Source organism: Oscillatoria sp. FACHB-1407 (assembly GCF_014697545.1).
Lineage (GTDB): Bacteria > Cyanobacteriota > Cyanobacteriia > Elainellales > Elainellaceae > FACHB-1407.
The window spans coordinates 253,906-279,598 of sequence record NZ_JACJSA010000001.1; the positions used below are offsets into that span (position 1 = coordinate 253,906).

Sequence of the window (25,693 nt, forward strand, 5' to 3'; positions counted from 1 at the left end):
CATTGAATCGTAGCTCAACCCAGGATTGAATATGATCCCTCTAAAAAGATAATTCCTATGCCTCAGGGGAGGATATTGTTGATGACTTAGCATCACCAGAACTCACCACAAGATCTATCCCATCTACATATAAAGATCTATTGCAAATTAGATTCCTACATTGAGGGAGGTGGTGTTAAGCATCACCGTCTCAACATCAAAGAAGTTTTAAGAACAACCTATTACCTAGGCAAAATCAGCCTGTTATTACAAAACTTTAAAGGATCTAGGTTTAGACTATAAAGAGAGGTGTTTAGGGGAAACAAGCAGCCTTATGAAAAATCGTGAAATTGATAGCTGAGATCACAATCGGCTGACAGGTAGTTGTCCGTTAAACCCCACCTAAAATCCTCGCCACTTGTCACTATTTGGCAATAAAACTCTAGTTTCAGCGTATGCAAGTTTTATTTCAAGTCGTTCGACAGAACGCAAATTCTGAGCCACACATACAAACCTACTCACTAGACGTTGAGCCAGGTAATACCATTCTGGATTGCCTCAACCAGATCAAATGGGAACAGGATGGAACGCTGGCATTTCGTAAAAACTGCCGAAATACCATCTGTGGTAGCTGTGGGATGCGAATTAATGGACGGTCTGCTCTGGCCTGTAAAGAAAACGTCGGCAGCGAATTAGCTCGCCTGCAACAAATTTCAGCCGCCAATCCCGATTCAGGCAAATCACTGGAGGATATCCCCACGATTACGATCGCCCCGATGGGAAATATGCCTGTCATTAAGGATTTAGTGGTTGATATGAAAAGTTTTTGGGACAACCTGGATGCGGTTGATCCCTATGTCAGCACTCAGTCACGCCATATTCCAGAACGTGAATTTTTGCAAACTCCTGAAGAGCGCGATCGCCTAAATCAGACAGGCAACTGCATTCTGTGTGGAGCCTGTTACTCCGAGTGCAATGCCCGTCAGGTGAACCCCGATTTTGTCGGTCCTCACGCTCTGGCAAAAGCCTATCGCATGGTCGCAGACTCCCGAGATGACCAGACCGAAGCCCGGATTGAGAACTATGGCACTGGTACCCAGGGGGTTTGGGGTTGTACTCGCTGTTATTTCTGTAATAGCGTGTGTCCGATGGAAGTTGCCCCAATGGATCAAATTGGCAAGATCAAGCAGGAAGTGCTCGATCGTCAGGATGATCAGACAAACCGATCGGTACGCCACCGCAAGGTCTTGATTGACTTAGTAAAGGATGGTGGATGGATTGATGAGCGACGCTTTGGGCTAAAGGTGGTTGGCAACTCTTTCCGCGATTTACGAGGATTGTCTAGCCTCGGTCCATTGGGCTTCCGAATGATCGCTAAGGGCAAGTTTCCCCTTGGGTTTGAACCCTCTGAAGGGGCAGCACAGGTGCGATCGCTAATTAATGCCGTGCAACAGGCAGAAGCCAATCAAACGGAATCTTCCACCAACTAGATCACCGTCTGTAAAAGAGTATTGATTATGACTGCACAAGACCCAAATCTACCTTCCCCAGAACCTAACCAACCTGCTCCGGCGTTTGGCTGGACTCCCTATGCAGAACAAATCAATGGTCGCTTTGCCATGATTGGTTTTGTCGCCTTATTGATCCTGGAGTTGTTTACCCGGCAAGATTTCTTTACCTGGTTGGGGCTACGTTAACCCGTCAAAGCTTTTCTCAAGAGTCGGAGTTTTAGTGAACTCCGACTCCTAAGCATTGCCAATTTTTTAACGAACCACAATGAGATAACGTCCGCGCCCACGAGAATCATAGGCATTGGCGATGACCCGATAGGTTCCGGAGGTTGGCAACGTTACTGTAATGGAAGAGTTAAAGTTTTCAGGACCAATATCGTCATTCTGGTCAATTACCTGATTATCTGGACCCACCAGAATCAGGTAAGTGTCAAACTCGTTGCTCTCCATCGTGATTGTTACGGTTTGCCCCGCATTACCGCGAAATGAGTGCTCTCGATACAGACTGCCGTCCGACTCTAGAACTTGAGCACCCGGGCCCAAAACCCCCTCTTCACGCAGAATTAGCCCTGTTTGCCCAGGCACACTCCGAGGTGGAGTAGGCGCAGGACCAGCAGAAGTTCCTCCCTGGGTTACAACCCTCAGGTTATATGCCCCCACTTCTCCGGCTCCGTAAGAGTTAGCAAAGACTGTATAAGTCCCTGTTGCAGGTAGTGTGGCAACAATACGAGAGTTGGTGCCACCACCCCCATCATCATCTTGAGCCAGATCACTGCCATCAGGAGTCAACAAGATCAGGTATGTATCGATCTCGCCGCTGCTCATATCGATGACTACTTGCTGACCTGCCCTACCCTCAAAGGTATAGGCATCAAAATAGCTATTATCAGCGGGTAAAACGTTACTGTTGCGATCGAGCCTTCCCTGCACAGGGCGATTGAGGGCGATCGCCTGAGGAGGACGGGTGACTCCAGGCAAAGGTTGTTGTTGCGCCGTGCGGGGAGCACGCCCTTCACGTACCGCTGTTAGAAAGGGTTGAACTCGCTCGATACCAATGGCAAACCCAATGCCGATATTTCCAGAAGAGCCTCTCGGAGAGAAGATGGCGGTGTTGACCCCAATCAGTTCACCCTGGCTATTGAGGAGAGGACCACCAGAGTTACCGGGGTTGATAGCCGCATCGGTTTGTACCAAGCCGCGATCGCGATCAATACGGCTCACAATACCAGTAGTCAACGTTCCCTGAAATTGTCCAAAGGGGTTACCAATGGCAAATGCGCGTTGACCAACCTGTACTGATCCTGAACGTGCCAATCGAACAAAGGGAAGATTATTTTGTCCCCGAATGCGGACAGCAGCGAGGTCTAAGCCGGGTTCACCGTAAGCGATCACCTCTCCCTGAAACTCACGCCCATCGGCGAGAGATACCGTAACAGACCGTTCATCGCCCACTACATGAGCATTGGTCAAAATCAAACCGTCAGGGCTAATGATACTGCCACTCCCTGTACCATCTCTGGTTTCAATGGATACTACAGCCGGGCTAGCTTGTTGATAGACGCGCACATTCACGCTATCTTCTGCATCTTGGGCGAGAACCGCGTGAGAGTTTGCTTGACCGAAGCGGTTGAGGCTCAACAAATGGACTGGGGCAATTGCATCAAGGCTGACAAGCGTAGCGGCGGTTCCTAAAACAATAAGCCCTGAGGTGGCAGTGCGAAAAAATCTCGTGTTCATGCTGGGACTATATAGTTGCAATCGTGCGGAGAGGGTTGAGATGAAGGTGGGTATTTGATGTAGATACTTACTAGATACTGAATGGCGATCGCGAGTTCCGCTCATCCTCTTAAGCCTTTCTACAGTTCTATCCTTAAATCACAGGAAAGTTCTAGTTTCCTATTCTGGCAGTTGTCATATTATTTGCGACTAAAAAACGCAGAAACCCACTTTGGAAGCTTCTGCGTTCGCCTATTGATTGTTGATACTAATATCTATCGTAGTTATCAGAGTTATCGGCATCGGGATCAGAATAATCAATCGGTTGATAATCAACGTAGTCAGCCGATTCTGAAGGTTTGCGGCGGGAAGACTCAGAAATTCTGGGTTTGCGTGGGCGGGAGGAGCTATCCGCATCGCGGGAAGGGCGAGAACTGGTGCGGGAGCGATCTTCGGGAACGTCATCATCCCAGAAATTGCGAGTCGGCTCTGAGAAGCGATCGCCCGAAAAGTCGTCAGACGTACTGGAGCGACGACGACGGGGACGATCACTGGAACTGGAACGGAGGCGATCGCTGTTGCGACTCGACGACCGACGACGATCATCAGTGTATTCATCGGTCTGAGATGAACGTGTGTCGCGAGAGCCACGAATGCGGCGAGTCACAGGACGCTCATCCATCACTGGTAGCTCATCTAGTTCGGCTCGATAAACGCGACTGACAGGGCGTTCATCGTCAACCACAGGAGTTGTACGCTTTGCCTGTTCGGTTGCGACCCCCCGCAGACGAATCGCTTCAAACGCAAACCAGATCGTCGATCCAGTCAGCATGAACTGCCCAAATTGCAGGATGGGGTCTTGTCGCCAACCCTGGAAAAACAGGATGCCACCGCAAAGTAAAGCAACGGCTGCGAAAAAGATATCGTGGTCACGAGCCAACCCTGGACGAACCGTTCGCAAGAAATATAGCCCTGCTCCAGAGACCGCAAGAGCAATGCCCACAATACTGCTCCAGCTAAGTCCGACGTTTACCATTGCTTCTCTCCGTATATCTGTCTTAATCCTAACGAGTGATGGCTTAAAGCTCCAATGATAATAGACACAATTTGAGACATTTTGCTAAAAATCCCTAAATCTTTGGGTAATTTTGTCGGACGCCGTATCCTGCGCCACTTAAGTGTCTAAAAATCTCCACCGTGTCAAGTCAAGCCTAGCAAGATAGGGGCTGTATGCGATCCGTTTGATTACCAGGAATAAGCAATTTACCCGTCAGCGAACGACTATTCAACCTAAAAAATTCCCCTGTGAGATCCATTGAGGACGCAATCACAGGGGAACGCTCTTTCAAAACGGTAACTTTAGTCAACTGCCATCTTAAGAGCGTTGGATTTTGTCTCTTTGGCTGATGAAAACTAGCCCCACAACGACTGGAATGACTACGATGACTAGACCAGCTAACAAGCTGTAAAGGAAATTTGCTAAGGACGGAGTCATGAGTTTTGAAATCCTTTAATATGGCGACTTCTTCATTAATAATTCTATAGGTCTACTCATCTCTTGAGAAGACAATAGGGCAGCAAATTTGATCAAATGCTACTGGAACAGAGCAAACTCCAGAACCAGGGAGCGTTAGAATATGAATAGGTTTAGTTACAAAGCTTAAAGCTTGACCCATCCATGACAGCTAGTGCGATCGCCACATTGATTCTTGCGCCTCTGCTGGGGCTGATGATTCTGCTCTTCATCTTTCGGATTGTGTTGACCTGGTATCCCCAGGTGGAGTTAAATCGTTTTCCTTTCAATTTAATTGCGATTCCAACGGAGCCGTTTCTGATCCCACTGCGCAAGTTGGTTCCGCCGCTGGGCGGGGTCGATATCACCCCCATCATCTGGGTTGCTGTTTTCAGCTTTCTAAGGGAGATTTTGTTAGGTCAGCAGGGGCTGTTGACCATGATGCAGTATTAGCTCTAAAGAATAGGAATTAAATTAAGTTCGATATTTGGTAGGGGCGGGTTTTGCCGTCAAATCCACAACAGGGTGGGACTGGTTTGCTAAACCTGCCCCTGCGGGTGTCCGCATTTGCACTGGAAACTATTTAAATCGGTATGATTTCTTTTTCAGTGGCAGAAAGTAAGGGTGCAGGAGGTGGGTTATGAACGTTTCGGGGATTTCCTGGGTGAATGATGAGACGGTGCGATCGCCCTGAAATAAGCAACTCCCTGGTGCCGCAAACCGTATCACAGCGAACGTTTTAAGCCTCGATCACCGGAAATTGTGTTAAAATTTGGCCAGTAACCTGCGATTTTTGACAGCAATTTGGAAGCCAAGAAGCATATGATCCCCCCATTTGCTGTCTAGCTGTCAATATCTCGCTTTTTTGGAGTTTTTCACTGCATGAGTACCCCACAGGAACGAATTGTCCCTACGGATCTGCGGAACGAAATGTCCCGGTCTTACCTGGAATACGCCATGAGCGTCATCGTAGGACGGGCTTTGCCAGATGCCAGGGATGGTTTAAAGCCTGTTCACCGTCGTATCTTGTACGCGATGCACGAGTTGGGGCTAACTCCCGATCGCCCCTTTCGTAAGTGTGCTCGTGTTGTGGGGGATGTCATCGGTAAATACCATCCTCACGGCGATACAGCAGTCTATGATGCCCTGGTGCGGATGGCACAAGACTTTTCCATGCGATTGCCGTTGGTCGATGGGCATGGCAACTTTGGTTCGGTGGACAACGATCCCCCGGCGGCAATGCGATATACCGAATGTCGCCTGCGTCCCATCACCACAAACGCTCTGCTTCAAGATATTGAGGCGGAGACAGTCGATTTTGGCAGCAACTACGACGGATCACAGCAAGAGCCACTGGTATTGCCTGCCCGTGTTCCCCAGTTGTTATTGAATGGCTCCTCTGGGATCGCGGTGGGGATGGCGACCAACATCCCACCCCATAACCTGGCGGAACTGATTGATGGAGTCGTGGCGTTGATCCACAATCCGGATATTACCGTCGAGCAGTTGATGCGCTACATCCCTGGACCCGACTTTCCAACAGGGGCGCAGATTCTGGGTACGAGTGGCATCCGGGAAGCGTACATCACCGGACGCGGCTCGATCACCATGCGGGGCGTGGCTCAAATTGAGACGATCGAGCATCGGGGACGACCCGATCGCGAAGCCATTATTATTACGGAGTTACCCTTTCAGACTAACAAAGCGGCTCTAATCGAAAAGATTGCCGAGATGGTGAACGATCGCCGCCTGGAAGGAATCTCTGATATCCGCGATGAGAGCGATCGCGACGGGATGCGGATTGTGATTGAGTTGCGCCGCGATGCTTATCCGCGTGTTGTGCTCAACAACCTCTACAAACAAACCCCACTCCAAGCCAACTTTGGGGTGAATATGTTGGCGTTGGTCAACGGGGAACCCCAACTTCTTAGTCTCAAGCAATTCCTCGAAGTCTTCCTCGATTTCCGAGTTGAGACAATTACCCGTCGGACCCAGTATCAGTTACGCAAAGCTGAAGAACGGGATCACTTGCTGCAAGGGTTATTGATTGCCCTATCAAATCTGGATGCCATTATCGATCTGATTCGCCATGCCGCAGACGCTCCAACCGCCAAGCAGGAGTTGATGGATTCCTACGGATTGTCTGAAGCACAAGCCGAGGCAATTTTGCAGATGCAATTGCGACGGTTAACGGCTCTGGAAGCTGAAAAGATCCAGCAGGAACACGATGACTTGCAAGCCAAGATCACCGATTTGCGCGATATCCTGGCGCGTCGTGAGCGCATCTTGCAGATGATCGAGACTGAGGCAGCAGAACTCAAAACGGCTCACGCCAGTCCTCGCCGCACGGTGATTGAGCAACTAGATGGCGAAATTGGGGATACTGACCTGATTGCCAATGAGCAAGCGATTATTCTGTTGACTGAGCAGGGCTACATTAAACGGATGCCTGTCAGTACCTTTGAGTCTCAAAGTCGGGCAACACGCGGCAAAGCAGGCACTCGCATGAAAGAGGATGATGTTGTAGAACACTTCCTTACCTGCAATGACCACGATAGCGTGCTGTTCTTTAGCGATCGCGGTGTTGCTTACTGCCTTAAAGCTTACCAAATCCCAACCGGGTCACGAAATGCGCGGGGAGTGCCCATCGTACAGATGTTGCCGATCCCTCGTGACGAGCGCATTACGTCTATCATCTCGGTGATTGAGTTCAGCAGCGAAGACTATCTAGTGATGTTGACCCAGAAGGGCTACATCAAGAAGACAGAACTGTCAGCGTTTAGCAACATTCGGACCAATGGTTTGATCGCGATTTCTCTGGAAGAAGGGGATCAACTCCGCTGGGTACGGCTTGCCCGTCAGACTGACAGCATCATCATCGGTTCCCGTCAGGGGATGGCGATCCACTTCCGGGCAAACCATGAGCAGTTGCGTCCTTTGGGAAGACCGACTCGTGGAGTGCGATCGATGTCGATGCGCGAGGGAGACGAACCCATCAGTATGGACATCTTGCCGACTCAGGTTGCAGACATGGTGGCAAGTGTTGCCCCGGTCGAGTCTGAATCAGATGAGTTGGAAGTCGATCTACCCAATACCCAAGGTCCCTGGGTTCTGGTCATCACGACTGGAGGCTTGGGTAAGCGAGTGCCGGTTTCCCAATTCCGACTCCAGAATCGTGCCGGGATGGGTCTACGAGCAATCAAGTTCCGCAAAGCTGAGGATCGGTTAGCTGCCCTACTTGTGGTGAACGAAGAGGATGAAATTATTCTGGTGACGAACCGAGGCATTATTATTCGTCAGGCCGTCAATGCGATCTCTGGGCAGTCGCGTGCTGCAACGGGTGTGCGAGTGCAACGGTTGGATGAAGACGATGCGATCGCCGCTGTAGCTCTGGTGCCGCCATCCAATAGCACGGGTGAACCAAACGGGGCAATTGAGGTGGATGCTACTGAAGTAGAAGTTGGCGAGGGAGTCGCTGACAGTGACATTGATGGTGCAGAAGTGTCGGAGGACTAGGGTATATCAGTAAAAATTGCATCTTGTTTAATCCGTAATCCTAGCGTTAACGTGAGTTCTGGATAAGGGTTTTGGTGGTTAAAACCGCAGCTATAGGAGCAAAACTGACCTGCGTCGGTTGAGATACGAGGGGGATGACACGAGTCGCTGAGGTTTGATAGATACTGTAGCCCTGTACACCACAAACATCAATCCAAAATTTTATTTAAAGAGAGTGGTTTTGCTCTAAATCAATGGTGGTACGTGGCGATCGCAATGAAAAAGATCCTGATCCTTGAAGATGAGGCACAGAGTCGAGAGATGTTTTTACGGTGTCTGACATTCGAGGAATTCTCCAGTTTTGCCGCAGAGCGCGATTCCAGAGGGGTAGAGTTAGCAGATGCACAACCGCAAGCCTGTGGTTGTGAGCTAGTTCAGTCAGTTCACCGTGGGTGAAACCCCCACTGCCAATTCATTGAATTCGTTAAAGGAAAATCCTATGCCCGCTATCGAAATACCTGAAATCACTAAAAAACTCCTCACCGCTAAAGCAGCTACTGGCGTTACGTTTGCTGATCTGGAGCAAAAGGTTGGTCGTGACGAAGTATGGATCGCAGCCGTGATTTATCGTCAGGCAAGCGCATCAATGGAAGAAGCTACCAAGATCGTCGAAGCGTTGGGATTGAGTGCTGATGTTGCCTCAGAGCTCACAGAACATCCTGAGAAGGGATTGGGTCCCATCGTACCTACTGATCCATTAATTTATCGCTTCTACGAAATCATGCAAGTTTATGGAATGCCAATGAAAGATGTGATTCAGGAGAAGTTTGGCGACGGTATTATGAGTGCGATCGACTTCACCCTGGACATCGAAAAAGAGGAAGACCCTAAGGGCGATCGCGTCAAAATTACGATGAATGGTAAGTTCTTGCCTTACAAGAAGTGGTAAACCGGAAAAAACCATTCAAACCAGTCTGAAATAGCTATTTATTGCCAGCAGGCATTATTTGTGATGTGTGCCGTTAAATACACCTGACCATCTGCCCCGATCACCCAGCCCTCAGCTTCGGTAATGGCAGTTGCTGGTGTGGTTGAATGGCTTCCACTGGGAGACACAACCGTTGAAGTGGAGGACGCAACCCAGCGAGAGGGCAGTTGCGAGGAAGGCTCTAACGAATCAGAGAGTGGACTGGGAGGTAGACCCCCTCGTCCTGTAATGACAAACTCACTGGCGGTTGGGGCACTTGCCGTGTTAGCACTACAGCCTTGAGCAATCAAGTTGGATGCATCCACAATGTCAGCGGGTAACTCAACTAAACCCTGTGCGGGGTCAACATCGGGAGTCGTCAACGTGACTCGACCATTTAAGTTGGGGTTTGCCTGAGAGATAGCGGTAATATCACTGCTAGACAAACGGACTGGATCGAGGGGGTCATCCGGTTCCAGCAAGGCTTGCAACTCGGCACGACTGCGAGGTGTGAGTCCCAGAATCGTCTGAACCGTGATGTTGACTTCACCTCCGGCTCCAGTGAAGGCGTTAGCGGTGATGTCGTTGTTCTCCTGCGGAGTGGCAACGATAAAATCGGCAGTAATGTTGATGTTACCGCCATCCCCTCCGGCGCGGCTAGTTCCCGCACTGGTCGAGATGCGGCTGTTGCGTTGCATGACCAGGTTGTTTGTTTGCAGTGTAATGTTACCCCCTTGCGTGCTGGCGGTTTCTGCCGAGAGGGTAGCACGGTCGTCCATCGAGAGCGATCGCGTCCGTAAGCGAATATCTCCGGCGGCTCCGGTGCCTTCTGCCAGGGTAAAGATGCCACTGTTAACCGTTTGTCCGCCAATGTTCGTCGTTCCTCTCACTTCGACACGTTCAGCGGCGTTGATGGTCACCGTCCCTCCTGGTCCACGAGTGCGATCGCGAAACCCCTGTTCCAACAATGAGCTTGCCCCCACTTCTCCGCCATTGAGAACTCGCAGGCGATCGACATTGAGGATTAAATTTGCTCCACGACCCAAACCAAAATTATCGGCTGAGATTAACGCGCCATCTTCCACCAACACATGACGGGCTGTAAGAAACAACGCACCCGCATCTGCCGTGGTAACGGTGCCATCTGCCAGAGCAGGTTCAGCCGAGACAAACAACCCGCTTCTGCCCTCTCCCCGAAACTGGGCGATCGGGGAGGTTCCACTCAATACAACCGAGTCAGCATTAATGGTCAGGACTCCACCGCGTCCCGTATTTTGAGCTGTTGTGCCGATCTGCGCGCCTCCAGTCACGGTGAGGCGATCGCTATTAATCGTCAATGCTCCACCGTTGCCCGTTGCCGTTGGCACTTCAGCCACATTGGCAAAGATGGCGGTTGGATCGTTGGTTCCTGGGACAGTGCCATCTAGCTCAATCAGATCGGCTGCAATTTGCAGATTACCCGCATTGCCTGCTCCAAACGTGCTGGTTGAGATCTGAGCACCGCTACTAAGCGTTAGCCGAGGCGTTTGCAGGCTAAGCGTTCCACCTTGACCTGTAGCCGATACTGCCGCTGGATCGGTCGTATCTTGCACAACAGCCGTAAACAACCCGCTGGGTAAGCGATCGCCCCCTCTGAACAGACTGCCACTCAGGTCAACCGATTGGTTAGCGATAATTCTCAAATCGGCACCCTGCCCACTCCCAAAGGTATTGGTTGAGATCTGTGCTCCGTTTCTAACAATTAGTTGTCCCGTCTCGATGGTCAAACTGCTGCCTCGTCCGGTTGCTGCTTGTCGCACTTCATTAAATATCCCAGTTGTCGTAGGACGGGTTGCATCACCCACTAACTCCAGGCGATCGCTGGCTCTCACTTGAATGTTTCCAGTCCGTTCAGTGGTACGTGCGACTAATCGAATCTGGCTACCTTGCGTGACTTGAATCCGTTGCCCCTGCACTTGAATTTCACCGCCGCGATTGCCACTGGCATCAACCGACGTGCCATTGCTCAACACCATGTTTTGAAAGGCTGAAGCGTTGCTGTAATCAAACTCCCACCCTTGATCGACAGGTGTTAAGGCAACGGTTCCAGTAGCAACGCTGCCCAGTTCAATTCTGCCTTGCGTCGCTCGCACCTCGGCTCCCGATAGATTGAGGCGACCCCCTAACAACGCCAATGTTCTACCTGCTGCACCTGCCAAACTGGCATTTTGTACCTGAATGGCTCCGGGATTGGCTCCCAGTTGTAACCCAACGGGTGTGTTGACAGTCAGTAGAGGCGTTGTAGTCGGAGCCGTTGCGCTGAACTCAAATCCATCTGAAAAGAGAATGCGATCGCCCGTTGTTGCGATAAACGAACCACCCACATTCAATGAAGCATTTGCCCCGAAAATAATCCCGTTGGGATTGAGCAGAAAAATATTCGCACTGCCGTTTGCCCCAATTACCCCATCAATGTTGGAAATAGAAGTACCCGTAACGCGACTAAAGATGTTTCTGACACTGAAAGCATTGTTAAAAAAAGCTTCGCCGTTGGTGGGTACGGAAAATTGCTCAAAACTGTGAAACAGGTTACTCCCTCGCTGTGTACCCCCGGTAATCTCACATCGGGTGCAGTTTGCAGGCACAACGGAGCGATCGGGCAGCGTGTTGTCGGGAATGATTTGTGCTGTGGCGATCGGGGTTGTGAGCCAAAACAGCGGGGAACCTACAGTAATGAGAGTGACAAGGGGCGATCGCTTCACGAGTTTGTTAACAATAAAGGGCATTCATTTAGAGGACATTCGTTAAGCATTTCGGGTCAGGATAAGGGTGTAAAACCCAGAGTCTCCATTCGCGAAACCCGCTGCTGTCAGTGGATTGTAAGTAGAATTTCCCAATCCACTGACACCAATGTAGTAAAGACCCGATGCAGTAGCCGCGTATGAAATATAGGAGTCAGTTGAAAGAGCTTCACCAGGGGCAGCAGCATCGTTACTAAAACGCAGTTGAGTGCCACTGGCATTAAACAACCTCAGCACGGAGTCCACTCCATTTGCTCCAAAAGCACTTGTATCAATATCAATCGCCAAAACATCTCCTGCATTTAGCTGTACCCGATAAAAGTCAATATCAACTCCTGGGGTCAAGGTGAAAATGTCACCGATACGAGTTGAAGTTGAGAAAAATCCAAAAGAGCTACCTAGCTCAACATCAATGGCAGTTGCGATCGTACTATTTGGCTCACGAATCACTATTTCCAGTTCATATTCACCTGCATCCCCTAAAACGCCACTGTTGGCAATGAATGGGTTATAAGCGGTGTTGCTGGCTCCACTAATCCCAATGTAATAGGTTCCCGCTGTAGTCGGTTGAAATTGGATGTAGGCATCTTCTCCTAAAATCTCACCGGGTGCGGCTGTGTCGTCGCTAAAGGCAACTTGTGTGCCATTGGCGTTAAATATTCGCAACACTGAATCAAGGGTCGGAAAACCACTATCAATATCAACGGTAAGTGTTTCTCCAACATTTAACTGCACCTTGTACAGATCAACATCGCGTGTTGGGCTAGGACTGGTTCCATCCGTCGGAATCACACCCACCTCACTGAATAAGAAAAATCGACGGAATCCGCTACTGCTTAAGCCTGTATCCGTGGCAGTGGCGATCGTGTCATTGGTTGGGGCGATCGCATTGTTATAGGGCACAGGTCTGGGAATGTCAGGAGGTGTAGAGCGAGTCACCACTCTGGGCGGTGGAGTTCCGCCACCGATGCCATTGGGGTTGATATTAATGGCATCATTAACGATGAATAATCCTTGTGGATTTGTGGTGGATGTGACACTAAAGCGAATTTGATCGGCTCTTGCTAAAAGTTGGTTAGCGATGATGTATTCAATGGAATTGACTGCGCTGATGGGATCGATGACCGATTCTTCAAACATTCCAGTGCTAAGGATCAGCGTCCACTCAAAGATGCCTGCTTCATCCCTTAACCGATTGTTAGTCAACCGATATTCAACCCGGTTAGTTGTCGCGATTTCAGTGGTGCCATCGGGCAGGGTGATGGTTCCCCCTCTGGGAATATATTGTGCTCTCAGATCTAACGTTAATGCCTGTGAAATAACCAGATCGTCAAACCCATCTGCTTCTGCACCAATGCCTAATCGATTAAATCTCAAGAAAGGATCGATTCCAACTTCTCGGAGATAGCCTGTGAAATTTTCGATCGCCCCACTGTAAATGCCTACGTCATTCGTTGCATTGCCGTCTTCGTCGCGTCTGTAATTACCATCGGGTGTGATGTCATACAGAAAGAAGTCGTATCCGGCGTCAATGTTGTTGGTTTTGGAGCCATCACTTTGAGTTGCACTGGCGGTAATGACGGAGGAATCATTATCCAGAATCGTGATTTGTGCCTGACTGTTGCCGAGGGCTCCATTGACGGGACTGCTCAAGACCAAACTGAAAGTTTCATCCAATTCATCAACCGTATCGTTAATGATGTCAATGGCGATCGCTTTAGCTGTCTCTCCCGGTGCGAAGGTCAGCGTTCCACTGACGGGGGTAAAGTCTGCACTGGCAGTAGCAGTAGCTGCAACGGTTTGATAACTAACGGTAACAGGCGTTGTACTGGCGGCACTGAGGGTCACATCCACAACGGCCTGGGTGACTCCTGTATCGCGTTCACTCACGCTCACATTGCTGGTGGAAATCGTGGGGCCGCTAGAACCTCCACCCCCTCCTCCCAGTTGTTGCCCAGACAAACTACTTGCCAAAATACCCTTAAGGAGAGCGATCGCTCGTCCCTGCACACTAATCAGCGTATCTGCACCTTGCTGAGTCAGCGTCAGATCGCTAAATTGGGTCACTCCTGGAATGGCTTTTACATTGAGGGAATCAACGCCAACCTGAAAATCGCGAATGATGTTTGTGCTACTGGGAAGGGTGCGATCGGCAAGCCAGAAGCGGTCTCGCCCTGCACCACCCCTCAAATTACTGCCCCCACTACCTGCCCAGAGAATGTCATCGCCAATGCCTCCATCAACCGTCTCGCGGGTCTTTGCATAAATCGTGTCATTGCCTACGCCACCCGATAGAAGATTGCTGCCTCTGCCCCGACGCGCATCGAGAAGATCATTTCCCGCATCTCCAAACAGGCGATCGCTGCGTCCGGCTGAGAGGCGATCATTTCCTCCATTCCCCTTGAGAAAATTCTTTCCGGCTCCACGCGATGCATCTAAAATATCGTTTCCAGCATTGCCGACTAACCGCTGTCGCGTGCCACGCGTCGAAAGTCGAAGCCCACGAATCGCTTTAGAACCTGCTGCCGCATAGGGTTTGGCATCTAGCTTGGAATAGCTGAGATCTGCACCTGAACTTGCATTTGCCTCTCGCTGAACCGTAGGAAATAAACTACTATCAATGGTGCCCAAAGTGGGATACCCGTTTGATAGAGCATTCAGGGGATCTGGCGTGATGCCGTCCATTGTTGTGATGCCTGTGACGATTTCAAGGATTTCATGAGTGTATCCAGTTTGGCAAATGGCGATCCCGGAAATCAATGCGAAGACTTTACAAAATCGTTACATATAACCCAACCCTACCCTTTCTCGCTGGACTGTAAAAAATAGATCGCCAGGATTGGCTTTTAATATAGATAGACTAGTTTGACGTTGATTGGTTAGCCCGCATTTCAGTTGCACTTGTAGACTATAGTTGCCAGAAAAACTTGCCATTCTCGTGATATTCCTCACTTTCAAGGAGCAAATATAGAAATGTTGAATCTGATCCGCATTGTTCAACTATTGATCATTACAGCAATGGGGATTATCTCGACGACTTTAACGGTTAGTGTTTTTGGATTGATTGAGGCTTGGACTGGTTTTGCTCTTTATTCCATCATGTTTCTCATCATTCCACTAGGAGCGGGTTTAGCAGGTTTTATTTCTGGAATCGGCTATTATTTAGGGTGCAGATTGTTGCATCAACAGGCTGGTTTTGTTGTTACCCTTAATGTACTTTTGACCTCTGTTGGTGCTTACTTTTTAGTTCACTATGTGCCTTACTACTTGATAGAAGTAGAGGGTGTTCGGGTTAAGGATTTGATGCCATTCTGGAACTATTTAGACCTTGATATTCGCCATACTTCACTTATCTTTGGTCTTAGAGGTATGCCTATTATACCTATTGGAGAAATTGGTTCCATATTTGGATATATCTACGCACTTATTCAGCTGATTGGTTTTGCATTAGGAGGTTTAGCCATATTAGGTTGGCTGTTAGAGGCTCCATTTTGTGAACAATGCTCAAGATATCTCAAAAAAACTAACACTCAACAGCGGTATGCTAGCGAGGAGTTCCTTCTATTAGGGCAAATTCAATACTTCAAAGACATCTTGGATTCAGGAAGATATTTGAAAGCATTAGAATTTCATGCGGATCAGATGGGAAACTCTAAACGTAAACGTTTTAGGCATAACTTAAAAACACGAATCATAATTCGTCGATGCAAAAGGTGTGGAATTAGTCATCTTGAATTTGAGGCTTTTCTTCTAAAGCAATGGGAATGGAAAAATGTCCCAGAAACTAGAATCCGATCGTGGGCTGGTCATGAATTAGATGCTGCCAATATAAAGTAAATGGATTGTCGGTGAATTGCATGAATCAGTCTAAAAATGCCATTCAAAGCTCAATAAGAAACCCCTTTTGAATGGATAATTAGCGCGATCGCCAAACAGTAACGCTATAAAACCCTGTGTCTCCACTCGCACCACCTGTTCCCGTTAATGGGTCATAAGTCGCATTGTTGTATCCACTGACCCCGATGTAATAGGTTCCTTCGGTGCTAGCTCTAAAGCCCATAAACGAGTCAGTAGACGATCCGCTACCCGAACTAAAATTGTCATCATTTTGGGTAAGTTGCACACCACTAGCATTAAACAGCCGCAAATAGGTATCTACTTTATCAATACCTGCTGCAAGATTATCAGTGTCGGTCGAGACTTCAAGGAGATCTCCGCTGTTAAGGTACACCTTGTAGAAGTCAACGTCTAACCCTGGAGAAGCTCCTAAATTATCTCCAATCTGAGCTGTTGTGGTGTAGCTGCTATAGATACTAACTGAGGTATCGAATGCTGTGGCGATCGTGTTGTTAGGCTCACAAATTTCAATTGTGAGAGTGTAGCTTCCACTGTCTCCAAGAGTACCACTATTGGCGATCAGTGGATTGTAAGCGACATTGCTAGCTCCACTGACCCCAATGTAATACGTTCCTGTCGTAATAGCTTGAAATTGGATGTAAGCATCATCTTGTAAACTTTCTCCAGGTGCTGCATTGTTATCACTAAACGCCAATTGAGTGCCACTAGCGTTAAACACCCTCAAAATTGAGTCCAGCGATGATGCCCAATCAATATCGATTGTGATGACCTCTCCAGCATTCATTTGCACCTTGTAAAGGTCTACGTCTTGACTGGGAGGACTTCCCGACGGAGTTGGGTTGCCTCCTATTTGAGTTGATAGATTAAATTGGCGGAATCCATTGCGGCTTAACTCTGTATCAGATGCATGGGCAAGGGTGTCGTTAATGGGTGCGATCGTTGAATAGTACGGCGTAGGTCGAGGGATAGCGACAGGAGTCGATTGAGTCACTACTCTGGGTGATGAGGCAGGGTTACTTGAACTAGCCGTGGCTTGATGATAATCGAGACTATTTTGTTCACTAACGATTTGTTGGGGATTGAGTTCTGATATCCCACTAAATCGAACTTGATCGGCTCTGCCCAAGAGTGAATTAGCAACGATGTATTCGATAGAGTTCACAGCTTTCACTGGATCAATGATAGATTCTCCGATTAGCTCTTCATCCAGAATCAAAGTCCATTCGGTTAGTCCAGCTACATCTCTCAAGCGATCGTTTGTTAATCGGTATTCGATGCGATCGATTGCTGCCACCTCAGATGTGCCATCTAGTAAGGTGATTGTAGACCCTCTAGGAAAAAATCTTGCTTCTAAATTCAGAGTCAGTTGTTCTGGGATAAACACATCATAGTAACTATTTCTCTCTCCAGCGATTTGTAATCGCTCAAACTTTAAGAAAGGATTACCCCCATAGAATTGTAGAGTCGCCCTAAAGTCTTCGACTGCATTACTAAAGATGCCGACATTATTATTGAGATTTCCGTCTTCATCAGCTCGATAGTTACCTGTTGCTGTGATGTCATACAAATTAAATCGATAGCCGATTGCAGCATCAAACTTTCCACCATCACCTTGAATACCGTTTGCTGTGATTGTGGTGATGTCATTATCCAAAATGGTGATTTGCGCTTGAGTGTTTGCCAGCGTTGCATTGGTGGGATTGCTCAACACAACATTAAACGTTTCATCAAACTCATCGCGAGTATCGTTGATGATGTCGATCGCGATCGCTTTCGTCGTTTCTCCCGGTGCGAAGGTGAGCGTTGCATTAACGGGAGTGAAATCTTCGTTGGCAGTGGCAGTGCCCGCAACGGTTTGATAGTTAACCGTGACAGGAGTCGTGCTAGCCGCACCGAGCGTGACTTCAACAACAGCGGTTGTGGTGCCTGTATCTCGTTCGCTGACGCTAATATTGCTAGTTGAAGTTGTTAGTATCAAATTAGAAGGTTGAATTTGAGAAGGCTGCAATCCAACAAAGTTTTGAACCGTTAAACTGCTAGCCGTAATGCCAGAGAGAAGCGCGATCGCCTTTCCTTGTGCGCTAATCAGCGTATCGGTTCCCTGTTGCGTTAGAGTCAAATCGCTAAACTGCGTCACTCCCGGAATCGCACTTACACCAATTGTGTCGGTTCCCAGTTGAAAATCTTTGATGGTGTTAACGCCAGTTGGGAGAGTGCGATCGGCAATCCAAAAGCGATCGCGGCCTGCACCCCCTCTTAAGTTGCTACCTCCAACCCCTGCCCAGAGAATATCATCGCCAACGCCACCATCGGCTGTATCGCGCGTTTTGGCATAAACTGTATCGTTGCCTGCTCCAGCGAACAAGATATTGCTGCCTCTGCCTCGACGCGCATCGAGGAGGTCATTTCCGGCATCGCCAAAGGCGCGATCGCGTTGACCCACAGAGAGGCGATCGTTTCCAGCATTGCCTTTGAGGAAATTATTTCCGCCTCCCCGAACAGCGTCTAGAATATCGTCGCCTGCCGTTCCCATCATGCGCTGTCGGCTACCGCGAGTTGAAAGCCGAATGCCACGACGCGATACTGCTTTTGAAATAGATGAGCTACCTACATCCAATCGATTGTTTAAATTGATACCAGAGTTTTGCGGGGTGGGTAACAAACCGTTCGTTAACGGATTAGAGCCAAAACTGGATGGGAAGAGGGGCGTAACTCCGTTAAGGGCGATCGCGTTATCCATTTTGCTCGGAACAGGTGACGTATGATGATACGTCTAGCTTGTCAGAGCTACCGAGATTTCAGGTAAAGTTCTCATCAAAAGCGATCAAAGTTGTCATGAATAATACTGAGGGCTTTTGCGATCGCCATTGGTAACTTAAATCTTGTACCTTTCCCAGTAGTTCGCCCTCGAATGAATTCGGGGCTAATCATTGAAAACCCATTGAAATGGGTTCAAGTCTCTCCAGTCAGGGATTGCAGTCTGTTTATGGAAGTTAAAAAACTATCCGGTAAAAGAAGTGCGAGCGTCTCGCTCGCGGGCAAAATGCCCGCACTATGGAATTTAGGAAATTTAAGACGTTTGCATTCGAGCTTGCCCAGCAGGACACAAATCTAACACGGTACATCGTTGACATTGCGGATTGCGATAGTAGCAACACTTTTGCCCATGCAGCATGAGTACTTCGTGATTGTCGTATACTTGCTGAGCAGTCCAGTCCTTTGGTAACTGTGCTTCTAACAACGCATGAGATGGACCGACTGCCACTGTCTCAGGAATCAGTCCCAACCGCACCGCCACCCGATGGTGATGGCTGTCTACTGGCAACGCCGGACGACGCAACTGGCTAAAACACAATACCGCTGCGCTGGTTTTGGGTCCGACTCCGGGCAACTCCTCTAACCAGGTGCGGGCTTCCACAACGGAGAGATCCGCCAGGAAATCGAGAGATAGTTCTCCTCGACGTTCCGTGATCAGTCGTAAAACTTGCTGAATTCGGGGTGCTTTCTGGTCTGCCCAGGTACAGGGTGCGATCGCCTCTTGTACTTCAGTCGTATCTGCATCGCGTACTGCTTCCCAGGTAGGAAACCGTTGTCGCAGTTGCTTAAACGCCTTCCCAGAATCCGCATTGCGGGTGCGATGGGACAACAGCGACGAGACTAACTCACTCAACGGATCGAGGCTATGAAAGTAGGGAATGGGGCATCCATACACCGCGCAGAGGCGATCGTGGACGAGTAAGGCTTTGTGTCGCAGTTGTTCGGTGGATGGAATGCTGGCAGGTGGGATAGGAGACGATAACCCTGGAATGGACGGTTGAGATGATTTTGATAGATCGATTGATGACACTGCGATCGCACCCCTGCAACTGACAACTTTAAACTTTTATTACACAAGAATTGATGAATGGGTTCATCTTACTCAAGACGAAAGATTGGTCTCGCTCTTCAAAAAGCGGTAGAAACAACCCAAAAGCTATTTTCTCTGAGGGCTACCGATCGCTCCTCTAATTGAGAACAGCGGGAACGACTGAACCATTGTCGTCCTACTCCTGCTCCTATCCCCAATATTCTGTTTAGCATTGTTAAACGAGATATAAAATCGCGAGCAAGATGCTCGCACTCTTGTGTGATGATTCCGCTTGTGTGGCGTCTCGCTTACGGCTGAAATTCATGAATCATTTGTCAGTTTAGTAATGCCTTCCATTCCTTATCTGCAAAGCAACTGAAAAAAGGTGCGTTACTCCCTACTCCCCAATTCCTCTACTCCCCACTCCCCCTGAAAAGGTTCACTGATAACAAACCTTAAAACTCATTTGAGTTCTTAATCGAAACAATAGAGAATAGAGGGTTGCACGATCTATCCTCGCTATCGTTTGAATCGGAGTGGAATCTGTGGTTACTCAAGTTGCAAATATCTACGAAACCAAAACTCAGTCGATCGCCCGTCAACTGTTAGCTGCAACAAAGGAAAACCGCTCCTTTCTTGCCCAGATGCGTGATCAGATGCGGTGGGATGACAAGTTGTTGGGTTGGGCGATGAGCAACCCTGGTTTGCGCGTGCAGTTATTCCGCTTTATTGACTGTCTGCCTGCACTACGGAGCAAAGCCGAGATTGCCCGCCATCTCCAGGAATATTTGGGGGATGCCTCAGTGGAGTTGCCCTCGGCACTCAAGGGAATGCTCAACTTTGCGAATGCCGATTCGCTACCAGGGCAAGTTGCAGCAACTACCGTGTCTACAGCCGTTGAGACACTAGCGCACAAATATATCTCCGGTGAAAACATTAAGCAAGTGCTCAAGACGCTAGAGCAACTGCGGCGGGACAAAATGGCCTTTACGGTGGATTTACTGGGTGAAGCCGTGATCACCGAAAGCGAGGCACAGTCTTACCTCGATCGCTGTCTTGACCTGATTGAGCAACTGACTAACGCATCTAAAGGATGGTCAAAAGTATCACAAATTGATGAAGCGGATGGTGAAACCCTGCCCAGGGTGCAAGTGTCCGTTAAGTTAACCGCCTTCTATTCGCAGTTTGACCCGCTAGATGCCAAGGGTAGCCAGGAGCGGGTGAGCGATCGCGTCCGGTTGTTGTTGCGTCGAGCCAAGGAGTTGGGCGCGGCGATTCATTTTGACATGGAGCAATATGCCTACAAAGACCTGACAATCGCCATTCTCAAGCAAATCTTGATGGAGGACGAGTTTCGCACCCGCACGGACATTGGGGTGACACTGCAAGCCTACCTTAAGGATACAGAGCGTGATCTGCAAGGGCTAATTGAATGGGCAAAACAACGGGGCTATCCGATCACGATTCGCCTGGTAAAAGGAGCCTATTGGGATCAGGAGACGATTAAAGCGGCGCAAAAAGATTGGGAGATTCCCGTATTCCAAAACAAAGAATCCACCGATGCCAGCTTTGAGCAGTTGACTCGCTTGTTGCTGGAAAATCACGAGTATCTCTATGCGGCGATTGGCAGTCACAACGTCCGTTCGCAGGCTATGGCGATCGCGATCGCGGAGGAACTTAAGATTCCCCGGCGGCGGTTTGAGGTGCAGGTGCTCTATGGCATGGCAGACAAACTAGCAAAAGCGTTGGTGAATCAGGGTCATCGGGTGCGGGTTTATTGTCCCTATGGCGACTTGATTCCGGGAATGTCCTACCTGATTCGTCGTCTGTTAGAAAATACCGCGAACTCTTCTTTCCTGCGGCAAAATCTGGAAGATCGCCCCAGCGAAGAGTTGCTGGCTGTTCCCCAGTTCAACGAGCCAGATTCACCCATCGTTAAGTCAAACTCTAGCTTCCACAACTCAGCGGATACGGATTATGCGATTGAGGAGAGGCGCGATCGCGCTCTGGCGATGATTGCAACCGTGCGGCAACAGTTGGGCAAATCCTATCTGCCGCTGGTGAATGGTGAACGGATGAATACGCTGGAGAGGGTGGATTCCGTCAATCCCTCGAATCCCTCCGAAGTAGTAGGACAGATCGGTTTACTGAGCCAGGAACAGGCAGACCAGGCGATCGCGGCGGCTAAAGCGGCATTTCCCCAATGGCGTAACACTCCTGCGAAAGAACGGGCTGCAATTTTGCGGAGAGCCGCTGATCTGATGGAAGCTCGGCGTGATGAATTGTCTGCTTGGATGGTGTTGGAAACCGGGAAAGCATTGGGACAGGCTGACCCCGAAGTATCTGAGGCGATCGACTTCTGCCGCTTTTACGCCGATGAAATGGAGCGATTGAACCACGGCACGAACTACGATGTGCCGGGTGAAAACAACCGCTATCACTATCAACCCCGTGGCATCTCCCTGATCATTTCACCGTGGAACTTCCCCTTAGCGATTCCCACGGGAATGACGGTTGCCTCCCTCGTGGCAGGAAACTGTACCTTGTTGAAGCCTGCGGAAGTGTCGTCGGTGATCGCGGCGAAGCTGGCAGAAATTCTCGTGGAGGCAGGAATTCCCAAAGGAGTGTTCCAATACGTGCCGTGTAAAGGCTCGACAGTGGGTTCCTACCTGGTGAAGCATCCCGACGTTCACATGATCACCTTCACCGGGTCGCAGGAGGTCGGTTGCCGGATTTATGCTGACGCTGCCATTCTGCAACCGGGACAAAAGCACCTGAAGCGGGTGATCGCGGAGATGGGCGGTAAAAACGCCATCATTGTGGATGAGAGTGCGGATCTGGATCAAGCTGTGCAGGGAGTAGTTTATTCTGCCTTTGGCTACAGTGGGCAAAAGTGCTCGGCGTGCTCTCGTGTGGTGGTGCTGGAACCGATCTACGAAACCTTCCTGAACCGTCTGGTAGAAGCGACGCGATCGCTCAACATCGGTGCAGCGGAAATTCCCAGTACCCAAGTTGGACCTGTAATCGACGCAGCCGCGCAAAACCGCATCAAAGCCTACATCGACAAAGGCAAAGAGGAAGGCACTGTTGCTTTGGAAATGGAGGCTCCTGACACAGGCTACTTTGTTGGTCCAGTCATCTTTACGGATGTCTCTCCCACCGCCAAGATCGCCCAGGAAGAGATCTTTGGTCCTGTGTTAGCAGTCATGCGAGCCAAGACCTTTGATGAAGCTCTGGCGATCGCCAACGGCACTCCCTTTGCCCTCACGGGTGGTTTGTACTCTCGTACGCCATCCCACATCAACCGGGCACAAGCCGAGTTTGAGGTCGGCAACCTCTACATCAACCGGGGCACGACGGGGGCGATCGTCGCTCGTCAACCGTTCGGCGGATTCAAACTCTCTGGGGTTGGTTCCAAGGCAGGTGGTCCCGACTACTTGCTGCAATTCCTGGAGCCTCGCCATATTAGCGAGAACGTGCAGCGACAGGGCTTTGCTCCCATTGAAGGGGTAGAGTAATGGAGTTACTCATTCTTCTAGCAGCCATTATTGTAACGATCGCCGCCTTCACCATTTTGGTGCGGGTGATGCGGGTCACGGTTCGAGTGGCATTGGCGATCGCCATCCTGTTGCTGCTTTTTCAGCTTGCCTTTGGTCTTGGTCCCGGTGAGTTGTGGGGCTACATCCGTGGCTTCTGGAATTACCTGTGGGGATTGCTAACACGATAAACGATAAGCGGAGAGATAGAATAAACAGGTTTGGGGGGACGCGATTAATCGCGTCCCCCCGACTCTCCATATTTCACTAACAACGATGCGATGAAACCAGCCGCATTTGTTTTTATCGCAGATGAAGGTTGTGCAGTGTCTACGGTGTAACCCATTGCTGTGTGGGGCGATCGCCACAACTCCAAATGCTCAACAGCAGGGTCAGCGTAAAAGCTGATTTGTCCTGCACCCAATAAGGCTGAACTCCAATGGGTGAAGTCATCGTGGCTGACTCGATAAATCGGAAAGTCCCCGGACAATGGCACTCCCCACCCATCCAGCGCAATGAAGGCTTTGACCTCACCGCCTAACAATCGCCATGCCCAAGCTGCCGCGATCGCCCCAACTACTCCGGCACTGAAGCTAACAAATAGAAGTGGCACATCTAAACGAGGTGGAGTTGCATCGTCTGGAATCGCAAACTCATGCCAGATAAATTTCAAAATGTGGAGCCCTGAATAAGCCGGATGGCGATCGCCTGGAAACACTTTGCAATTAAACAGTTGCAGGTTGAGATTGGCGAGAAAACTATCCGTTAACTCAGGTGAATGCACTCCAGGACAAATCAAAACAGCCATGGATTAATTAATAACATCCAACACCTCAAACTCCGTTTGTCCGTAAGTCATCTGGCGATCGACGGCTGACAAGACTTTGTAATCAGCTTGATTGGAGAACAGACACCGACATACCAAATCCGCCACATCCGCTCGATGAATACTACCTGCGATCGCAGGGTCAGGGGTCAATACAGCATTGCCTGTTGCAGGTTCAGACTTTAACCCACCAGGTCGAATAATAGTGTAATTCAAGCCACTCTCGATTAAGTGTTGTTCCGCTTGGGCTTTCTCGATCAACACAGGTCCTAAGGTTTCCAAAACCTGTGGGGGAAGGGCAACGGCACTATTACCACTACCAATGGATGACACCAAGATAAATCGCTGCACTCCCGCTTGCACTGCCGCATCAATCAAGTTCTTATTCCCTAAATAATCCGATCGCTGCCCGTCTTTGGGTAAGCCACCAATCGTGCTAACTACTGCCCAAATTGGCTCGGCTTGCATTGCCTGGTCTACCTCGGCTCGGTTCATCGCATCCCCAAACACAACTGAGATACCCATCGCCTCTAATGTCGATTGAGCGTCAGGTGAGCGTAGCAACGCTTTGACCTTAACAGGCTTTTGAGTTAGTAGCCGGGCGATTTCATGCCCCACACCGCGACTGGCACCAGCAAGGAAGATAGAGGAGTCTGTCATAGGATTGGGAGGATAGCAACCAGGTTGCCATCAAGTCACTGGATATAAATGGGCTGAAATCATTCTTACATAGGCTTTGACCAAACCTACAGCTGCTCACAACACCACCCTACAATTACTCTTTTGTGTTTACTTGTGTTACAACCGCGATCGCAGACAGAGCCACAGTACAAAAGAATGCACGCTTGACCGCAATTGTCGGGTGTTGCCAATTGCTAACTAATTGAAAAAGCCCCATGCCTATGGCACAAACTAGCCAAACTTTGGTTTTATCCTTCAGTTGAATCATTCTCTACAGTCCTTCAATTGGCTCAAGACCAACCGTAGAATGCCCTAAAGAAGGGGTAAAACTGTTGTAGATGGCGATCGCACAATATGTTGAACAACTATGAACCTTTTGAACTATGGCAAGAATATGAGTTGGGAAAGAGAAACTTCTGTGGAATCAATTTAGAGAAAATTCAACTAGAAGGATGGAGTTTTGAAAATGCTGATTTTAGCGTAGCCAATTTAGAATTAGCTTCTATTCATAGAACTGGATTCATTAGAACTCGGTTTAGGCAAGCCAACTTTAGTAGAGCCAACCTTGAGCTTGTTGATTTACAAGAAAACGATCTTCAAGGAGCATCTTTTTGGCGATCGCATTTATTTAGAGTTTATGCAGAGCAATCTAACTTGACTCAAATCAACTTCTGCGAAGCTTCTTTGATTGAATGCAATTTTACAGGAGCAGATTTAAGCTCAGCAGACTTAACCAATTCCTATATCAAAAATGGTGATTGGCGTGGAGTAAATTTAACGGGAGCCAAGCTGAAAGGAGCACAACTAATTGGGAGTTTAGATTTACGCGGAGCAAGTTTAACCCTATCTCAGTTAAATGAAGCCATGATTGAAAGCACCGTCAAACTGCCAGAAACTATACCTCGATAGTTACATTAGTTCTATTTTGAGAGTTAACTAATTTGACAGGGGAGGTGTAGAGGGGTAAGGGAGTAGAGGGATGGC

General features: G+C 49.1%; 19 protein-coding genes. 10 read left to right on the plus strand and 9 right to left on the minus strand.

Translation table 11 applies throughout. From position 1 onward, the window contains the following. Positions 1-434 precede the first annotated feature (434 nt). Together H6G89_RS01105 and H6G89_RS01110 are read left to right on the plus strand one after the other, a co-directional pair. On the plus strand, positions 435-1,469 hold the full coding sequence (locus tag H6G89_RS01105; RefSeq protein ID WP_190503306.1) for a succinate dehydrogenase/fumarate reductase iron-sulfur subunit: 1,035 nt from the start codon (positions 435-437) through the stop codon (positions 1,467-1,469). 27 nt (positions 1,470-1,496) lie between these two features. Further along, complete coding sequence (locus H6G89_RS01110) at positions 1,497-1,676, plus strand: chlorophyll a/b-binding protein (protein WP_190503308.1); 180 nt, start codon at positions 1,497-1,499, stop codon at positions 1,674-1,676. 66 nt (positions 1,677-1,742) lie between these two features. Here H6G89_RS01110 and H6G89_RS01115 read toward each other — a convergent pair whose 3' ends face one another. From H6G89_RS01115 to psbX, 3 genes are all read right to left on the minus strand, one after another. Next, positions 1,743-3,227: a trypsin-like peptidase domain-containing protein gene (locus H6G89_RS01115; RefSeq protein WP_190503310.1), complete on the minus strand. Its 1,485-nt coding sequence runs from the start codon at positions 3,225-3,227 to the stop codon at positions 1,743-1,745. A gap of 247 nt (positions 3,228-3,474) precedes the next feature. Next, positions 3,475-4,242, minus strand: a complete 768-nt coding sequence (locus H6G89_RS01120; RefSeq protein WP_190503312.1) for a Ycf66 family protein — start codon at positions 4,240-4,242, stop codon at positions 3,475-3,477. A 339-nt stretch (positions 4,243-4,581) separates the two neighbouring features. Then, complete coding sequence (psbX, locus tag H6G89_RS01125; protein ID WP_190503314.1) at positions 4,582-4,701, minus strand: photosystem II reaction center X protein; 120 nt, start codon at positions 4,699-4,701, stop codon at positions 4,582-4,584. A gap of 183 nt (positions 4,702-4,884) precedes the next feature. On the opposite strand from psbX, the gene H6G89_RS01130 reads away from it, so the two are divergent. The 4 genes from H6G89_RS01130 (at position 4,885) to cynS (ending at position 9,163) form a co-directional block, all read left to right on the plus strand. Further along, positions 4,885-5,172 carry a YggT family protein gene (locus H6G89_RS01130; protein WP_190503316.1) on the plus strand — a complete coding sequence of 96 codons (288 nt, stop codon included), beginning with the start codon at positions 4,885-4,887 and terminating at the stop codon, positions 5,170-5,172. Positions 5,173-5,601: 429 nt separating this feature from the next. After that, positions 5,602-8,235 (plus strand): DNA gyrase subunit A, encoded by a 2,634-nt coding sequence (gene gyrA, locus H6G89_RS01135; protein WP_190503318.1) that lies wholly within the window; start codon positions 5,602-5,604, stop codon positions 8,233-8,235. Between the two features lie 255 nt (positions 8,236-8,490). Further along, on the plus strand, positions 8,491-8,670 hold the full coding sequence (locus tag H6G89_RS01140) for a response regulator transcription factor (RefSeq protein WP_190503320.1): 180 nt from the start codon (positions 8,491-8,493) through the stop codon (positions 8,668-8,670). Between the two features lie 43 nt (positions 8,671-8,713). Further along, a complete protein-coding gene (gene cynS, locus H6G89_RS01145) occupies positions 8,714-9,163 on the plus strand; it encodes a cyanase (protein WP_190503322.1) in 450 nt (149 codons plus the stop codon). Between the two features lie 38 nt (positions 9,164-9,201). On the opposite strand, the gene H6G89_RS01150 is transcribed toward cynS, so the two are convergent. After that, positions 9,202-11,946: a two-partner secretion domain-containing protein gene (locus tag H6G89_RS01150; RefSeq protein WP_190503324.1), complete on the minus strand. Its 2,745-nt coding sequence runs from the start codon at positions 11,944-11,946 to the stop codon at positions 9,202-9,204. An 18-nt stretch (positions 11,947-11,964) separates the two neighbouring features. Beyond that, positions 11,965-14,721, minus strand: a complete 2,757-nt coding sequence (locus H6G89_RS01155; protein ID WP_190503326.1) for a DVUA0089 family protein — start codon at positions 14,719-14,721, stop codon at positions 11,965-11,967. Positions 14,722-14,934: 213 nt separating this feature from the next. Between H6G89_RS01155 and H6G89_RS01160 the strand changes: the two genes are divergently transcribed. Continuing rightward, positions 14,935-15,798: a hypothetical protein gene (locus H6G89_RS01160; RefSeq protein WP_190503328.1), complete on the plus strand. Its 864-nt coding sequence runs from the start codon at positions 14,935-14,937 to the stop codon at positions 15,796-15,798. 79 nt (positions 15,799-15,877) lie between these two features. On the opposite strand, the gene H6G89_RS01165 is transcribed toward H6G89_RS01160, so the two are convergent. Then, entirely contained in the window at positions 15,878-18,559 is a 2,682-nt protein-coding gene (locus H6G89_RS01165; RefSeq protein ID WP_190503330.1) for a DVUA0089 family protein, read from the minus strand. Between the two features lie 330 nt (positions 18,560-18,889). Then, positions 18,890-19,666 carry an endonuclease III domain-containing protein gene (locus H6G89_RS01170; protein ID WP_199336450.1) on the minus strand — a complete coding sequence of 259 codons (777 nt, stop codon included), beginning with the start codon at positions 19,664-19,666 and terminating at the stop codon, positions 18,890-18,892. 545 nt (positions 19,667-20,211) lie between these two features. Here H6G89_RS01170 and pruA point away from each other — a divergent pair. Beyond that, positions 20,212-23,184, plus strand: a complete 2,973-nt coding sequence (gene pruA, locus H6G89_RS01175; RefSeq protein ID WP_190503332.1) for an L-glutamate gamma-semialdehyde dehydrogenase — start codon at positions 20,212-20,214, stop codon at positions 23,182-23,184. Further along, positions 23,184-23,393, plus strand: a complete 210-nt coding sequence (locus tag H6G89_RS01180; RefSeq protein ID WP_190503334.1) for a hypothetical protein — start codon at positions 23,184-23,186, stop codon at positions 23,391-23,393. The genes pruA and H6G89_RS01180 overlap by 1 nt, the downstream gene beginning before the upstream one ends. 44 nt (positions 23,394-23,437) lie before the next feature. Here the strand turns inward: H6G89_RS01180 and H6G89_RS01185 are convergent, their stop codons facing one another. Both H6G89_RS01185 and H6G89_RS01190 read right to left on the minus strand, forming a co-directional pair. Further along, a complete protein-coding gene (locus H6G89_RS01185; protein WP_190503336.1) occupies positions 23,438-24,010 on the minus strand; it encodes a hypothetical protein in 573 nt (190 codons plus the stop codon). Positions 24,011-24,013: 3 nt separating this feature from the next. After that, positions 24,014-24,688, minus strand: coding sequence for an SDR family oxidoreductase (locus H6G89_RS01190; protein ID WP_190503338.1), 675 nt, complete (start codon positions 24,686-24,688; stop codon positions 24,014-24,016). Between the two features lie 375 nt (positions 24,689-25,063). Between H6G89_RS01190 and H6G89_RS01195 the strand changes: the two genes are divergently transcribed. After that, a complete protein-coding gene (locus H6G89_RS01195; RefSeq protein ID WP_190503340.1) occupies positions 25,064-25,618 on the plus strand; it encodes a pentapeptide repeat-containing protein in 555 nt (184 codons plus the stop codon). The last annotated feature ends 75 nt before the right edge of the window (positions 25,619-25,693 follow it).

Excerpts from the sequence above, each read along its gene's own strand:
- H6G89_RS01105 (WP_190503306.1), top strand. The coding sequence starts at position 435 with ATGCAAGTTTTATTTCAAGTCGTTCGACAGAACGCAAATTCTGAGCCA.
- H6G89_RS01110 (WP_190503308.1), top strand. The coding sequence starts at position 1,497 with ATGACTGCACAAGACCCAAATCTACCTTCCCCAGAACCTAACCAACCT.
- H6G89_RS01115 (WP_190503310.1), bottom strand. The coding sequence starts at position 3,227 with ATGAACACGAGATTTTTTCGCACTGCCACCTCAGGGCTTATTGTTTTA.
- H6G89_RS01120 (WP_190503312.1), bottom strand. The coding sequence starts at position 4,242 with ATGGTAAACGTCGGACTTAGCTGGAGCAGTATTGTGGGCATTGCTCTT.
- psbX (WP_190503314.1), bottom strand. The coding sequence starts at position 4,701 with ATGACTCCGTCCTTAGCAAATTTCCTTTACAGCTTGTTAGCTGGTCTA.
- H6G89_RS01130 (WP_190503316.1), top strand. The coding sequence starts at position 4,885 with ATGACAGCTAGTGCGATCGCCACATTGATTCTTGCGCCTCTGCTGGGG.
- gyrA (WP_190503318.1), top strand. The coding sequence starts at position 5,602 with ATGAGTACCCCACAGGAACGAATTGTCCCTACGGATCTGCGGAACGAA.
- H6G89_RS01140 (WP_190503320.1), top strand. The coding sequence starts at position 8,491 with ATGAAAAAGATCCTGATCCTTGAAGATGAGGCACAGAGTCGAGAGATG.
- cynS (WP_190503322.1), top strand. The coding sequence starts at position 8,714 with ATGCCCGCTATCGAAATACCTGAAATCACTAAAAAACTCCTCACCGCT.
- H6G89_RS01150 (WP_190503324.1), bottom strand. The coding sequence starts at position 11,946 with ATGCCCTTTATTGTTAACAAACTCGTGAAGCGATCGCCCCTTGTCACT.
- H6G89_RS01160 (WP_190503328.1), top strand. The coding sequence starts at position 14,935 with ATGTTGAATCTGATCCGCATTGTTCAACTATTGATCATTACAGCAATG.
- H6G89_RS01165 (WP_190503330.1), bottom strand. The coding sequence starts at position 18,559 with ATGGATAACGCGATCGCCCTTAACGGAGTTACGCCCCTCTTCCCATCC.
- H6G89_RS01180 (WP_190503334.1), top strand. The coding sequence starts at position 23,184 with ATGGAGTTACTCATTCTTCTAGCAGCCATTATTGTAACGATCGCCGCC.
- H6G89_RS01185 (WP_190503336.1), bottom strand. The coding sequence starts at position 24,010 with ATGGCTGTTTTGATTTGTCCTGGAGTGCATTCACCTGAGTTAACGGAT.
- H6G89_RS01190 (WP_190503338.1), bottom strand. The coding sequence starts at position 24,688 with ATGACAGACTCCTCTATCTTCCTTGCTGGTGCCAGTCGCGGTGTGGGG.
- H6G89_RS01195 (WP_190503340.1), top strand. The coding sequence starts at position 25,064 with ATGTTGAACAACTATGAACCTTTTGAACTATGGCAAGAATATGAGTTG.